At 61.0% G+C, this 15155-nt stretch carries 13 protein-coding genes; 3 read left to right on the forward strand and 10 right to left on the reverse strand.

Going from position 1 to position 15155, the window contains the following annotated elements:
• From H4P12_RS11285 to H4P12_RS11320, 8 genes are all read right to left on the reverse strand, one after another.
• Window positions 1-726: a GNAT family N-acetyltransferase gene (locus tag H4P12_RS11285; RefSeq protein ID WP_187793767.1), complete on the reverse strand. Its 726-nt coding sequence runs from the start codon at window positions 724-726 to the stop codon at window positions 1-3.
• A 24-nt stretch (window positions 727-750) separates the two neighbouring features.
• Complete coding sequence (locus H4P12_RS11290) at window positions 751-1929, reverse strand: DUF1501 domain-containing protein (RefSeq protein ID WP_187793768.1); 1179 nt, start codon at window positions 1927-1929, stop codon at window positions 751-753.
• A gap of 4 nt (window positions 1930-1933) precedes the next feature.
• On the reverse strand, window positions 1934-3292 hold the full coding sequence (locus tag H4P12_RS11295) for a DUF1800 domain-containing protein (protein WP_187793769.1): 1359 nt from the start codon (window positions 3290-3292) through the stop codon (window positions 1934-1936).
• Between the two features lie 76 nt (window positions 3293-3368).
• Window positions 3369-5144: an aspartate--tRNA ligase gene (gene aspS, locus H4P12_RS11300; protein ID WP_187793770.1), complete on the reverse strand. Its 1776-nt coding sequence runs from the start codon at window positions 5142-5144 to the stop codon at window positions 3369-3371.
• A gap of 59 nt (window positions 5145-5203) precedes the next feature.
• Window positions 5204-5767, reverse strand: a complete 564-nt coding sequence (locus H4P12_RS11305; protein WP_246449246.1) for a CPBP family glutamic-type intramembrane protease — start codon at window positions 5765-5767, stop codon at window positions 5204-5206.
• A 71-nt stretch (window positions 5768-5838) separates the two neighbouring features.
• Window positions 5839-6621 carry a glycoside hydrolase family 25 protein gene (locus tag H4P12_RS11310; RefSeq protein ID WP_246449248.1) on the reverse strand — a complete coding sequence of 261 codons (783 nt, stop codon included), beginning with the start codon at window positions 6619-6621 and terminating at the stop codon, window positions 5839-5841.
• A gap of 181 nt (window positions 6622-6802) precedes the next feature.
• Window positions 6803-7027 (reverse strand): hypothetical protein, encoded by a 225-nt coding sequence (locus H4P12_RS11315; protein WP_187793773.1) that lies wholly within the window; start codon window positions 7025-7027, stop codon window positions 6803-6805.
• Window positions 7028-7074: 47 nt separating this feature from the next.
• Window positions 7075-8454, reverse strand: coding sequence for an FAD-binding oxidoreductase (locus H4P12_RS11320; protein WP_187793774.1), 1380 nt, complete (start codon window positions 8452-8454; stop codon window positions 7075-7077).
• Between the two features lie 145 nt (window positions 8455-8599).
• Between H4P12_RS11320 and H4P12_RS11325 the strand changes: the two genes are divergently transcribed.
• Genes H4P12_RS11325 through H4P12_RS11335 form a run of 3 tightly spaced genes read left to right on the forward strand, consistent with a single transcriptional unit; the run spans window position 8600 to window position 12090 of the window.
• Window positions 8600-9490 carry a glycosyltransferase gene (locus H4P12_RS11325; RefSeq protein WP_187793775.1) on the forward strand — a complete coding sequence of 297 codons (891 nt, stop codon included), beginning with the start codon at window positions 8600-8602 and terminating at the stop codon, window positions 9488-9490.
• Entirely contained in the window at window positions 9490-10323 is an 834-nt protein-coding gene (locus H4P12_RS11330) for an NAD-dependent epimerase/dehydratase family protein (RefSeq protein ID WP_187793776.1), read from the forward strand. The genes H4P12_RS11325 and H4P12_RS11330 overlap by 1 nt, the downstream gene beginning before the upstream one ends.
• A 27-nt stretch (window positions 10324-10350) precedes the next feature.
• Entirely contained in the window at window positions 10351-12090 is a 1740-nt protein-coding gene (locus H4P12_RS11335; RefSeq protein ID WP_187793777.1) for a chloride channel protein, read from the forward strand.
• Between the two features lie 24 nt (window positions 12091-12114).
• Here the strand turns inward: H4P12_RS11335 and cobT are convergent, their stop codons facing one another.
• The gene (gene cobT / locus H4P12_RS11340) at window positions 12115-13983 is read right to left on the reverse strand and encodes a cobaltochelatase subunit CobT (protein WP_187793778.1); all 1869 of its coding nucleotides are present in this window, start codon (window positions 13981-13983) and stop codon (window positions 12115-12117) included.
• A gap of 178 nt (window positions 13984-14161) precedes the next feature.
• A complete protein-coding gene (locus H4P12_RS11345) occupies window positions 14162-15133 on the reverse strand; it encodes a hypothetical protein (RefSeq protein ID WP_187793779.1) in 972 nt (323 codons plus the stop codon).
• Window positions 15134-15155: the final 22 nt, after the last annotated feature.

Consider the following 15155-nt stretch of genomic DNA (forward strand, 5'->3'; position numbering starts at 1 on the left):
CTAGCCCTCCTGACGACCGGGTAACGCAATATCGGTCAGCGACGACAGGCTTTGCCGCTGCTGACCACTGGCGTCGAAATTGTCGGACGCCAGCCATTGGTCATAGGCCGGCTGCAGGGCAAGCCAATCCTGATCGGTCATCGCAAACCATGCGGTATCGCGGTTCAGACCTTTGACGATCATATGGTTGCGAAACGTGCCTTCGTAGCTAAAGCCAAGACGCAAGGCCGCGCGACGTGAAGGAGCGTTGAGCGAATTACATTTCCACTCGACCCGCCGATATCCCGCGTCAAAAGCCCAACGGATCATCGCCATCAGCGCGGCGCCCGCTTCGCGCCGTTGCTGCAACGCTGGCGTTAGCAGAATGTTCCCGATTTCAATGACGCCCATGGCCACATCGACACGCATGAACGACGCTTCGCCGACCGCCTGACCACTATCCGGGTCGATGATCGCATAGAAGCACGGATCGGCACCGTCCTGCACGCTGACCATCCAATCGGAAAATGCCTGCTGATCATCATAGGGACCGTTGGGCATATAATCCCACAACCAGTCATGCCCTGATTGCGCCTTGAAGACATCAGCCGCGTGGCGGGCCGCATTCAACCGCTCCAGCCGGGTCCAGGGCCCCGTGATGACTTGCTGCCCCGGCAAGGGCGGGCGCACGAAATCTATCGCCTGACCGGTCGGACGGTTTGCATTCCTGACGGGTTGATCCGGCATTGCGACGATACTCCTGACAATTCGTCAGGCCAGAATGCCGGGATTGTCCCCCATGTCCAGATCTGGAAAGACGGTTCGGGTTAGAACATCCTGTGAAACATCAAACAGATCGCGCAGCGCCCACGCCGCATAGGCACGGATATCGCGCATGGGCATCAGATCGCGCCCGGCGTAAAGATCACGATCCGCCAGTCCCGGCCATTCGCCAATCGCCCTGCCCCCTTTGATCGCGCCGCCAGCCATCAGCATCGCACCGCCCGTGCCGTGGTCCGTGCCACCGGTGCCATTTTCACGCGCGGTGCGGCCGAATTCGGTCATGGCCAGAACCGTCGTCTTGCCCCAATTGTCACCAAGCGCGTCTTTCAGTGTCAGAATCGCCGCAGCGAGACGCGCAAGTGGCTTGCTCATCACCTTTTCCTGCTGCGAATGACTATCCCAACCGGGGATAGAGAACGTCGCGATCCGGGTGTCCCCGTTCAGCCTGTCCGCAGCAAAACGCGCCAGCAGTCGGGCATCACGTGTCGGGCCATTTTCCTCCTCGACTGTGCTGACGCCGCTGCCGATAATCTCCATCGCCTGCCCCCCCGCCTGCCGGAACAGCGGGTCGTCGTGCCAGACATGTTCCAGCAACCGCTGACCTTGCGCACTCAGACGCAGGCGCGTTTCGGGTGCCCAGCTTTTCGACGGCGCCGGCCCATCCAGAATCCGCATATCGTCCAGCCCGATGGAATAAGCCGTTTCCGATTGCACATTCGGCATTTGCTGCAACAGACGGTTCAGCCAACCATCCCGCTGGTTGCGCAAATCCAGATCGGTGCCGGTGCCGGCTTCCAGCATGTCCTGCCCATCGAAATGGCTGCGCTTGTCGCGATAAGGCGTTGAAACTGCGGGCGCAAAGCCAAGCTCACCGACGCGCCAAAGCGGCATCAGGCTGTCCAGCGCAGGATGCAGCGCAAAATATCCGTCCAGATCGATCGCTCCATTTTCGGGGCCTACCGACAGCGTGCGCCGCAATTCGCGCAGCGCCGGATCACCATAGGGCTGGAAGACATCCAGCCCATCCATCGCGCCACGCAGGATAATGACCACCAGCCGGTTTTCCCCCGGAGCCGAGGCGAATGCGATTGTGTTCAACAACGGATGCGCGGCAACCGAGCATCCAATCAAAGCCGTAGATTTCAGAAACAAGCGTCGTGACAGCATGGCGTCACCTCCGATTGAAGTCGGCAGAGCCAAGAACGACGGCGATGCCCTCGCGCTGGCTTTCAGCCTTGGGAACCGCCCATTCCAGCGGCTCGGTCGCGGTTGAACCAAGTGAATTGGTCAGCACGTCGCGTGGGTCGGGCAGCTGCTTTTGTAGCTTCGGCAATTCCCGGTTGGCCCAGTCGATGCGTGCGGCAATCCCCTGTGGCGTGGCCCATGCTGCAGCCTCTTCCGGCCACCCATCCGGGCCGCGCGGCAATGCCCAGGGCTGTCCCATGGCGGCCAGTCCCGCCATGATCTGATTTCGGATCTGCGGCAGCGTCAGGTTTTGCATCTTCTTGCGGCCAAAGCCAACGGCCCGAAAGGATGCCGCCATGAAATCAAAAGGTTGCCGGACCTTCTTACGAAAATGCGTTTCAAGTTCCGGGCTTTCCGCCAAAGCCAGGTAAACCGAAGGCAAATCGCCATCGGTGTCCCGGAATACCTGCGCCAGCCGATCAACAGCCTGTTGCGGTGGATCGTCGTCGATGAAGTGGACGACCAATTTACGCGCGATGTGATTGGCCGTCGCCTCGTGCGTTGCAAGATCGCCAATCACCGCCCGGATATCTTCGACCTGTGCGCGACCTTCGCCGCCATAGGTCTTGCCCAGCACCGTTTCGGCACCCGGCTCTGCCCGCACCGGACGGAACATCCGGTCGCTGCGCGGATCATAGCTGAGGCCGGTCAATAGCTTGGCCAATTGCCGCACGTCATCCTGAGTGTAATCCGCCCCGACGCCAAGAGAGTGCAGTTCGATCATCTCGCGGGCAAGGTTTTCGTTTATCCCCATGTTGCGCTTAGGCTGCCGCTGGGCCGCCAGGGAGTTTTCACCGACCGATTGCTGCTGATTCAGATAGCTTAGCATGCGCGGATGCGTTTCGGCCGCATACATCAGGTCCGCGAATTTACCCGTCAGGTTCCGGCGAATGGCATCGGTCACGAAGGCCTCAGCCATTAGTGATTGCACGACCAGACCACCGGTGACCGTGAAATGATCGGCCCAGAACTGCACCAGCCGCTCGCCAAATCCGCCGGGGTTGGCGACGGCCCTTTCGAACCGGCGCTTGATGTTTAGCTGCCGCCGTTGCGAGCCCTTACGTCTGTGCGCGCGGGCAAGCATGGTTTTATCCGGCGCATCGCTGCGAACGATTTCCTGCAGCTCGATCTGAAACTGCCGCACCTCATCCGTGACCAGATCCTGCGCGGTCGGCCTGGATTTCTGAATCGAATCAACCAGTTCCTGCGGCGTGGTTGGGGATGGGACGCGTGGTGACAGACCATAGCCCAGCCGGATCGCCGCAAGTTCGGAATATTCAACCATCTGCCAAATTGCCCTGTTTCACGAAGGGACAGCCCCTCGTGAAACTTTATGGCATAACCTGACAGAGAGTGTCAGATCACTCTTTCGGCAGCGCCCGCAGACGCAATTCGCGCATCTGTTCGTTGGTCGGCTCGCTTGGCGCACCCATCATCAGGTCTTCGGCGCGCTGGTTCATCGGGAACATGATGACTTCACGGATGTTTTGTTCATCCGCCAGCAGCATCACGATCCGGTCGATACCGGCCGCGCAGCCCCCGTGGGGCGGTGCGCCATAACGGAACGCCTTGACCATGCCACCAAAGCGTTTTTCGACCTCATCATGGCCATAGCCGGCCAGTTCAAATGCCTTGAACATGATTTCCGGTTTGTGGTTACGGATCGCGCCGCTGATCAGCTCATAACCATTGCAGGCGAGGTCGTATTGATATCCCTTGACGGCCAGCGGATCGCCATTCAGCGCGTCCAGACCGCCTTGCGGCATGCTGAACGGGTTGTGGCTGAAGTCGATCTTGCCCTCGTCCGTCTTCTCATACATCGGGAAATCGACGATCCATGCGAATTTGAACTGATTTTCCTCCGTCAGACCCAATTCGCGGCCAATTTCGTTGCGGGCGCGGCCCGCGACGGCCTCGAACGCCTCGGGCTTGCCGCCAAGGAAGAAGGCCGCGTCGCCCTCGGCCAGACCCAGTTGCAGGCGGATCGCCTCGGTCCGTTCGGGGCCGATATTCTTGGCGACGGGGCCAGCGGCTTCGGTGCTACCATCTTCGGCCTTACGCCAGAAGATATAGCCCATGCCCGGCAGGCCCTCTTTCTGGGCGAACGCGTTCATCCGGTCGGCGAATTTGCGGCTGCCGCCGGTGGGCGCAGGAATGGCGCGAACTTCGGTGCCCTCTTGCTCCAACAGTTTCGCGAAGATCGCAAAGCCCGAGTCGCGGAAATGGTCGCTGACCACCTGCATTTCGATCGGGTTGCGCAGGTCGGGCTTGTCGCTGCCGTATTTCAGCATCGATTCCGCATAGGGGATACGCGGCCAGTTGGTATCGACCGGGCGGCCATTGCCGAATTCCTCGAACAGGCCCTGAATGACCGGCTGGATGGTGTTGAACACGTCCTCTTGTTCGACAAAGGACATCTCGACGTCAAGCTGGTAGAAATCGGTCGGGCTGCGGTCGGCGCGTGGATCTTCGTCGCGGAAGCACGGGGCGATCTGGAAATAGCGGTCGAAGCCCGCCACCATGATCAGCTGCTTGAATTGCTGAGGGGCCTGCGGCAGGGCGTAGAACTTGCCCGGATGCAGGCGCGAGGGCACCAGAAAGTCGCGTGCGCCTTCGGGGCTGGACGCGGTGATGATCGGCGTCTGGAATTCGGTAAACCCGCTGTCCCACATACGGTTGCGGATCGAGCGGACGACCTTGGACCGCAGCATGATGTTGTTGTGCAGCGATTCACGGCGCAGGTCGAGGAAGCGGTAGGCCAGACGCGTTTCTTCCGGGTAATCCAGATCGCCGAAGACCGGCAGAGGCAGCTCATCCGCCGGGCCGAGAACCTCCAAATCGGTGGCATAGACCTCGATCTCGCCGGTGGGCAGCTTGGGGTTCACCAGCGCCGCGTCGCGCAGTTTCACACGGCCATCAATGCGGATCACGGTTTCCGCACGCAGCTTTTCCATCGCGGCAAAGGCCGGGCTGTCGCTGTCGGCCAGCACCTGCGTCATGCCGTAGTGGTCGCGCAGATCGACGAACAGCACGCCCCCGTGGTCGCGGACCCGGTGGACCCAGCCCGACAGGCGGACGGTTTCCCCGGCATTGGCGGCGGTCAGATCGGCGCAGGTATGGCTGCGATAGGCGTGCATGGCGGACCTCTTTCGTTCAGCCCCCGCATGAACAGCTTGGCGGGGGTGAAGTCAACCTGTCAGAAGGGTCTGACCACGTTCCCGCTGTAGAAATAATAGCCCATTCCGACCGTAAACAGCATATTCCCCGCGATGGCGTGCAAAAGCCACGCCGAAGGAAAGCCTTGCCGGACATAAGCGCGGGCAAAAATCCAGCCGCCAACAAAGGTGATCGCGCAGACCAGCCACGACCAATACATCAGATGAGCAAAGGAAAAGATCGCGGCATTCAAGGCATATCCGGCGCGATGCGCGGGCAGCAATCCCCGGTAACGGTGGAAATACAGCACCCGGAAAATCAGTTCCTGAGGCAGGGCCGACAGCAGCGGATAAAGCAGCCAGATCATCACCATCAATCCCGGCCTGCTTCGCGCGGTAGAAAACAACCCGTCGGGGTTGGTCAGCGACAAAATGACATAGCCGGACGTCAAGACGGCCAGCGCAATTGCCAGAACCGTCAGCCAAGGGATGCGCCGCCAGCCACGGATCAGTGACCGCCAATCGAATCCGCCGGTCAGCCAAAGCAGCAACAGCCCTGCGGTTGAAAATACCGCCAACGCCCGAAACAGCAGATTGGTGGGCATGAACAGCGCAATAATAAGCGGCGCCCCGATATAGAGCGCCGCAAACTCAATCCTCAGCCAAAGGCCGGGTCTTAGCGTGTCAGACGTGTCTGCAACCATCGTGCCCAATCCGAGCGGGTGCCAGCAAAGGCGTTCAGGTCAACATTGCCCTGAATCCCAGGCACAATACCAGTGCCCGTATATTGCCAGAATGCCCAACGCTGGCCCGGATACCGGACGCGCGGGTGATCGGCTACCGAACGCAGCCAGAATTCGGCCCGCATATCGCCCAGTTGGTTATCGCGATAGAAATCCACGGTCGTATAGATGATCGGGCGCTGACCATAGTGGCGACCGACGATATCCATGAAGATCGAGGCTTCGCGCTTCACCTCGGACGGCGGCGGGCGACGGGGGCAGGTTTTCGAATTGGTCCATTCGATATCCAGAACCGGCGGCAGCGAACCAATCTCGCGCGGGACGTTCCGGATGAACCACTGCGCCTGCTCGGCCCCCGAGCGGCAGAAATAATAATAATGATAGGCGCCGCGTGGGATCCGGGCCTGTGCCGCTTCATTCCAGTAGCGGCGGAAATTCGGGTCGATGTGGTCGCCGCCTTCGGTCGATTTGATGAAGGCAAAGCTGATGCCCGAGCCGCGGACGCGGTTCCAGTCGATATCGCCCTGCCAGCGAGAGATGTCGATGCCATGGACGTCGTGGCCATAGGGGTGGCCCGAGCTCCACGGATGTGGTTGGCTGTCGCCCAGTTGCGGGTTCGCCCCCGGCCCCGGTGCCGGGCCACGCGCAGGCGTGCGCGCGCAGGCCACTGCCAGAACCAGCATCAGCCCCAGCAAGAATTTCGTAAAGATACGCATTACTGCCCTCATGTTTTCGTGGCGTTTGGCACGCCTTGGAATGCTTATCGCAAAACCGTGAGCGAAAGTCACCGGGCTGTGTTGGTCACGAGTGTGTCAAAACGAAGTTAGATGTGCTCATCAGATAGACCCCGCGGAACATTCTCCCGCAGGGTCCAATATCAGAAGTTCGCGCGTTCTTTTACTGGCTGGGCGTGGTTTCGGTGTCAGCCATACCACCTTCGGCCTCGGTCGAGGTTGTCCCTTCGGGCGGTGGCGTCGTCGCAATGCCTTCGTTTTGCTCATCAAATCCGGGCATGAAGAAAAGAAAGGCAACCACAACCACGACCACTGCAAAGATAATCGCAATGATCGCGGGCTTATGACGCCTTGCCGCTCTGTTCGGATCGGTGTCGTTGCTGGACATGATTTCCTCAATTCTTTCTGACTTAAGGTCAACCGACCGAACACGAATCAGTTCCTATCCGGAACCATTTTGCCGGGGTTCAGGATGTTCTGCGGGTCCAGCGCCTGCTTGATCGCGCCCATGACTGCCCAGGCATCGCCGTGCTGTGCGGCCATCAGATCACGCTTGCCCACGCCTATCCCATGCTCTCCGGTAATCGTGCCACCCACGGCCAACGCGCGTTCGGCCATCTTCTTCGCGACACGCTTGGCTGCGGCGATTTCATCAGGGTTGCCAGGATCGACCAGCATGAGGGAATGAAAATTTCCGTCGCCCACATGGCCCACAATCGGGCCGATCAGCCCTTCGGCGGCAATGTCATCTGCCGCCGCATGAACCGCCGCCGGCAGTTCCGACATCGGCACGCAGACATCGGTAACCACGCCTGACGCCCCCGGACGCAGGGCAAGGCAGGCGTGATAGGCGCCATGTCGCATGCGCCACAGGCGCGCCCGGTCTTCGGCCGTCGTCGCCCAGTCAAAGTCTTTCGCGCCAAATTCCGCCGCGATCTCTCCGAACCGTCCCGCGTCCTCACGCACTCCATTGGGCGAGCCGTGAAACTCGATCATCAAATGCGGGCTTTCGGGCAGCGTCGTGCCTTCCCGCTGATTAAACGCGCATGCGGTCGCGGCATCAACAAATTCGATCCGCGCCATTGGAATGCCCGATTGGATCGTCGCGCTGACGCATTCGACAGCGTCATCCAGCGTGACAAAGGCACAGACTGCGCTGGCGACCTCTTCGGGCTGGCCAAACAGCTTCAGGGTCAGTTCGGTGATGATGCCCAATGTCCCTTCAGAGCCAAGGAACAGCGCGGTCAGATCATACCCCGCGCTGGATTTCACGGCCCGCGAGCCGGTGCGAATGATCCGCCCATCTGCCAGCACAACCTGCAACGCCAGCACGTTGTCCCGCATCGTGCCGTAGCGAACCGCCGTCGTGCCGCTGGCCCGGGTTGCGGCCATTCCGCCCAGCGACGCATTGGCCCCCGGATCAACGGGAAAGAACAGCCCCGTCGCCCGCAGTTCCGTGTTCAGCGCCTCTCGGGTGACGCCGGGTTGGACGGTGACCTGCATATCCTCGGGCCTGATCTGGACCACCTTATCCATCTGCGTCAGGTCAAGCGTGACACCGCCGGAATAGGCCAGTGCATGCCCCTCCAACGAGGTGCCGGCCCCCCAGGCGATTACCGGCACGCCCGCTGCCGAGCAGGCCGCCATGATCTGCGAAACCTCCTCTGTCGTTTTGGGCCACGCGACGGCATCTGGCGGTGGCGCCCGATGAAAACTTTCAGATTGCGCATGATGGTCGCGGTCCGCGTTGGTTTGGGAAAAGCGCGTCCCAAGCAATGCGGTCAGACTTGCGACAAGTGCTTCGGGCAATGACATCGGCAATCCTCCGCTTGATTCCGAAACTTTATTCGGAACCGGGCACTTGGCAAACCCCTTCCACTTCTGTCATCAACTGGTCACGAAAACGCCATAGTGATGTGGTCCAAACCATCACAAAGCGCGACCCAAGGCAGGACGGCTCATGAACAGCAACCGGATTTCCCCACTGCATCCGGCATCAAAGCGCGGCGCACAGACCCTTCCTGACGGCCTTCTGGCCGATGGTCCTGCCCGGTCGGACCACGCTTTTGTCACGCTGGTCAGCAACAGCGCCTACATGCCCGGTGCCGAGGCGTTGCTGAGGTCGCTGGCGCTGACCAGGACCCCTGCCGACCTGGTGGTGATGCATCGGGGATTAGAGGCACCGCACCTGGCCCGGCTGCGCGCGCTTGGCGCAAGGCTGGTGGCGGCCGATCTGCTGCCAACCTCGCAAGCCTTTGATCAGACCCATGCCCGCGACGCCTTGCATGCCCGCGCGGCCTATACACGTGGTGGCAAACCCGCCTTCCACACCCCGCTGGATAATTTCATCAAGCTGCGCTTGTGGCAGTTGGATTATGAGCGCTGCGTTTTCATCGACGCGGATGCCATCGTTCTGCGCCCGGTGGACAAGCTGTTCCAACTGCCCGAATTCTGCGCCGCTCCGAATGTTTATGACGGGCTGGACGGGTTTCACCGCATGAACTCGGGCGTCTTTACCGCGCGGCCCGACCCGACCACCTATCGCGACATGCTGGACCGGCTGGACCGACCCGGCGTGTTCTGGCGCCGCACCGATCAAACGTTTCTGCAGGATTATTTCCCAGACTGGCATGGCCTGTCGATCCATCACAACATGCTGCAATATGTCTGGTTCAAGATGCCGGAATTGTGGAGTTGGGACGACATTCGCATCCTGCATTTCCAGTATGAAAAGCCGTGGTCCGACCATGACAAGGTGCACCTGCTGCGCCCCCTGATCGACCTGTGGAAGGCCATTGCCAAAGGCCAGCCCGTGCCCGATCTGTCGGCCCAGGAACGCCCCGCCGCCTGATGCGCATCGCCCTGACCGGAGCATCGGGCATCGTCGGCGGCTTTGTCCTGACGGCTGCACAAGATGCGGGCCATCATGTCACCGTGTTCGGTCGCGATAACGGCTACCATCTGGGCGACGCGCCCGATCTTGGCGGCTACGACGCCCTGATCCACTGCGCTTTCGCCCATATCCCCGGCCGTTATCGAGGCGGAGAGGGAGGTGACGCCGCAGGGTTTCGACGTCTCAATCTGGACGGGTCAACACGCCTGTTCGACGCCGCTGCACAGAGCGGCGTTCCCCGCATTGTCTTTCTGTCCTCGCGCGCGGTTCACGACGGCTATCCACCGGGCACAGTCCTGACGGATGATCTGCCTGCACGACCGTCCAGTCTTTATGGTCAGGTCAAGGCGCTGGCCGAAACTCACCTGCAACAGCTTGCCGAACAAGGAATACTGACAACAGCCCTGCGCGCGACGGGGGTATACGGCCCCGGCCCGGCGCATAAATGGCGCAGCCTGTTCGCAGACTATCTTGCCAACAAGCCCGTAACACCGCGTGTCGCAACTGAATTGCACGGCGATGATTTGGCCGCTGCCATAGTGTCGCTGCTGAAAACGCCCGGACCGCCACGGATTGCGAATGCCAGCGATCTGATCCTTGATCGACACGACCTTCTGGCCGAATTCGCCAATCTGACCGGCTGCAGAAATGCCCTGCCCGCCCGCGCGGATGATGCGACGCTTAGCGTCCTTCGTTGTGACGCGCTGCGCGCATTGGGCTGGGCGCCCGGTGGCATGAAGTTACTGCGAAAATCCTTGCCCCTGATGCTGGACCCGCAGCCCGAACTGTGATCCGCTGGCCGCAGGGACAGGTCAGCGATGAACGGCGAACGCATCGAGAACTCACCGCAGAAAACCACGGCGCATTCGTCATGGATCGGTAAAGGCTGGCAATATTGCCGTGACCGCGGCAACACCGCCCTGAAGATCATGCGAACCCGTGGCCCCAACCAGATCCAGTTCTGGCTCTTGGCGCTGTTGATCGGGGTCGGCGCGGGTTTTGCTGCCTTGGGCTTTCGCCTCGGCATCGCCGCCCTGCAACGGATGATCTATGGGGCGGACGATCTGACGCTGGCCAGTATGGCGCAAGGTCTGCCGTGGTACTGGGTGTTGATCGTCCCTGTCATCGGCGGCCTGGTCGTCGGCGTGATCCTTGATCGTTTTACCCCTGATGGGCGCGTTCGCGCAGTCGCCGATGTGATCGAGGGCGCCGCGCTGGAAGGCGGGCGCGTGGAAATGCGCGAAGGCCTGGCATCGGCAGCAGCATCGCTGATCACGCTGGGCACCGGGGGCAGCTCGGGTCGCGAAGGACCAGTCGTCCACCTTGCCGGCGTGATCTCGACCGCTGTGGCGACCCGCATCAAGGCCAGCCCGATGACGGGGCGCAACCTGTTGGGCTGCGCTGTCGCAGGCGCCGTCGCCGCAAGCTTCAACGCGCCGATTGCCGGGGCGCTTTTCGCGCACGAGGTCATCCTGCGCCATTTCGCGATCCATTCCTTCGCGCCCATCGCCATTGCCGCAGTGGCAGGAACCGTCATCAACCGGTTGGAGTTTGGCGGCCTCACCGAATTCACCCTGCCCCAGGCAATGAGCCTTGCCTTTTATATCGAGCTGCCGGCCTTCATGCTGCTGGGCCTTTTATCCGCACTGGTCGCTGTCGCGATGATGTCCGCAATCTTTCGCGCGGATCGTGTGGGCACATGGGTCATGGGCAAAATCGGCTGGCCACGGTGGTCACGTCCCGCCATCGCCGGGCTGCTGCTGGGCGCGATCGCAATTCCCTTCCCCCATATCATCGGCGTCGGATATGAAACGACAGAGGCTGCCTTATCCGGACAGATCGGCCTGCTGGCCGCGATCGTCTTCGCCTTGGTCAAGGCCGTCGCTGTAGCAATCACACTTGGCGGTCGCATGGGGGGCGGGGTCTTTTCACCCGCACTGGTGATGGGGTCGTTGACCGGGCTGGCGTTTGGCATCATCGCCACCTCGGCCCTGCCAGACTTGTCCGGCACGGTGAACCTATACGCCTTTGCGGGGATGGGCGCTGTTGGCGCAGCCATTCTTGGTGCACCGATTTCAACGGCGATGATCGTGTTTGAAATGACTGGCGACTGGCAAACGGGGATCGCGGTGATGACGGCTGTATCGCTCAGCTCCGCCCTTGCGTCGCGTCTGGTGCGGCGGTCTTTCTTTCTGACGCAGCTTGAAAATCGCGGTGTGCGTATCGCCGAAGGGCCTCAGGTCTGGTTGCCGCAGAAAATGCGCATCACGGCGATCCTGCGCCCAGTTGACGCCGCGAATGCCCCCGCCCCGGATCTGGTTCGCAATCTGGTTGCCGATGGTCACGCCCTGCTCGAAGGCACCCCGTTGGATCAGGCATTGCGCGAATTTGATCGAACCGGAGCCGCGTTCCTGCCGGTCATCCGCCCGCCAGAATCCCCAACTGACCCGGACGAGCCGGTATCCGATCCCGAAATTATCGGCGTGGTCTATCACATCGACGCATTGCGCGCGCTAAATCAGGCGCTGACAGAGACTGCGGCCGAGGAACACGGCTGACACTGCGGAGCCAAGCGGACGGCACTAGGCACGCCGCATCGCCGACATTCCCAGAACCCGCGCCCGTTTGCGTGGATCGCTGTCAAACAGCGCCGCCAGTTGTTCGGTAATCGCACCGGCAAGCTGTTCGGCATCCGTAATGGTCACGGCGCGTTCGTAATAACGCGTCACATCATGGCCAATCCCGATGGCCAGCAGTTCGACCGCCTTCTTGCGTTCGACCATCGCGATCACATCGCGCAGGTGTTTTTCCAGATAATTGGCCGGGTTCACCGACAACGTCGAATCATCAACGGGCGCCCCATCGGAAATCACCATCAGGATCTTGCGCGCCTCTGGCCGCTTGACCAGACGGCGATGCGCCCATTCCAGCGCCTCACCATCGATGTTTTCCTTCAGCAGGCCTTCCTTCATCATCAGGCCAAGGTTCGGTCGCACCCGCCGCCAAGGCGCATCCGCAGCCTTATAAATAATGTGCCGCAGATCATTCAGACGACCGGGCTGGGCCGGACGTCCCGCCTGCAACCAGGCCTCTCGCGCTTGGCCGCCTTTCCAGGCGCGCGTTGTAAAGCCAAGGATTTCGACCTTGACCGAACTCCGTTCCAGCGTGCGTGCCAAGACGTCGGCACAGATGGCCGCAATCGAGATCGGGCGGCCGCGCATCGAGCCGGAATTGTCGATCAGCAGCGTCACGACCGTATCGCGAAACTCGGTATCCTTTTCGACCTTGAAACTCAGCGGTGTGGTCGGATTTGCGACAACACGCGCAAGACGGCCCGCATCCAGCACGCCTTCTTCCTTGTCAAACTCCCAACTGCGGTTCTGCTGTGCCAGCAAACGCCGCTGCAACTTGTTCGCCAGGCGACTGACCGCGCCCCGCAGCGGTTCAAGCTGTTTGTCCAGATAGGCTCGCAGGCGTTCCAATTCTGCCGGATCGGCCAGATCTTCTGCCCGGATCTCCTCATCCCATTCCTGCGTAAAGACCTTGTAATCCGCCGATGCGTCACTGACCGGCGGCGGAATATCCGGGGGTGTCTCGGATTCCGGCATTTCCGCTTCGTCGCTCAGTTCATCCTCGGACTGATCATCCATGCTGACTTGCGCTTGCCGTTCGTCCTGCGTCTGCTCCTGACTGCGCTCGGGCGAGGCTTCGGCGTCTTCGCCTTCATCCTCTTCCCGCGATTGATTATCGCCGGATTCTTCGTCCTGTTCGGCGTTATCCTCGGCATCGTCATCTTGCGGGTCTTCGGGATCGTCGCCCAGCTGGTCGGCATAGCCCAGATCACTGATGACCTGACGCGACAAACGCGCAAAGGCCGCCTGATCCGCCAGAACTTCGCTGACATTGGCCAGCGCGTCTCCGGCCTGCTGTTCGACAAAGGGGCGCCACAAATCTGCGACATGCTGTGCAGCGGCCGGCAATGCACGCCCCGTCGCGGCCTGACGAACCAGATATCCCGCAGCCACAGACAGCGGCGCGTCGGCAGCTGCCTTGATCTGGCCATAGCCTTTCTTGTCGGCATCAGAACCGATCTTGGCGTCGATATTTGACAGCGCACCCGGCATATCGCGCGCGCCCAACGCTTCGACCCGCGCGGTTTCAAGCGCCTCATACAATTCGCGCGCCATCGGCCCGGCGGGGGCAAATTTTGCGTGGGTGCCCGCATCGTGATGACGCAGCCTCATCGCCAAGGCATCGGCAGTGCCCCGCGCCAACAAGATCTCATCCCGCGTCATACGACGGCTGACCTGCGGCAAACGCATCGTATCGCCGGACACGCCCGACGGATCGGCGCTGAACGTCACGTTCAACTCGTGTTCATCCGCCAGCGCACGGGTCGCTTCGGACAAAGCTTTCTTGAAAGGATCGGCGGGATTATCGGACTTTTTCATACCCTACATAGACCACTGCCGCACAGACGGGGCAAGAGGCTACAGAGGTGAACCGTGAACGGAAATCGCTTGCAGGGGCGCGTGACACCGTCCGCTGGGCCGTGTTAAAAAAAACACATCAGCCAAAGTGCCCTGGCTGATGTGCTGCCTGTCCCGGAATGGAAGAACAGTGCTTGGCTCAGAACCGGTCCAGGTGCTGATCGATTACCGTCGCCACTTCACGCCGAATGACGGCGCGAAGATTGCTGGAAAACCGCTGGCCCATCTCACCTTGCAGTTCTTCCTGGATGATCTCGCGCAGAAGATCGCGAAGGGCAGGATCATCTGCATTCAACTGCGGTGGCGATGCTTCAACCTCGTCCTCGGCGATGCCCTGCCCTGCATCCACTTCGGTGATCAGGGACGAAGCCTTGTCGTCCTCGTCATCCGCGGACATTTGCGGCGACGTATCGACAGGCAGGCTTGCCGCCGTTGTCGGCAGTTCAGGCCGCATCCGTGATTTCCAGTCAAACGCCTCGGCGAAGTCCGAGTCATCGTCAACCAGCCCCTCGAACTCTTGTGCGGCAGATGTCAGGACAATCTCGACATTCGGGCTGTCTTCGATCGCCTGTTTCGCTGCCGTATCCAGCGACTTGCGCGGTTCGCTGCGGATCCACGATCGCCAGCCGCCTCGTTTCGGTGTGATGTCACCGGTCGGTTCTGGCTGCTGCACCCGCTGTTCCAGCCTTAGCGGAGCAGTGTCGTTGGCGGGCGCCACCGTTGCATGGATCGCAGACGGATCAGCGGTTCTTGCGTCAAACTGCCCATGCCGCAGAACCTGCTTTGGTCGCGCGGCGTCAGAGGCATTTGCGCTGTCGCCAAGCGGCCAGCTTTCCTCGATCACATTCGCGGGGCGCGGATCGGTTGCACCCACCATTTTACGGGCCAAGGCTGCATTGCCACCATAACGGCGGGCCAGAAATTCACCCGCATCTTCGTGCAAGGTGTCAGAGTGGATCAGCGAATCAAGCGCATCGCGTTCCGCCCGCAATCTATCGCGGGTCGAGTTGAGCGCCTCATCCTCGGCGATCATGCGGCGGATGGCTGACAGAACGTCGCCGATATCTTCCGACAGGCGCGTTGCGGATTGTGACAAGCGGGGATCAGCCATGGTGCCCCCGCTTGTTCAGGAT

It is taken from the genome of Paracoccus amoyensis (genome assembly GCF_014490725.1).
GTDB classification, from domain to species: domain Bacteria; phylum Pseudomonadota; class Alphaproteobacteria; order Rhodobacterales; family Rhodobacteraceae; genus Paracoccus; species Paracoccus amoyensis.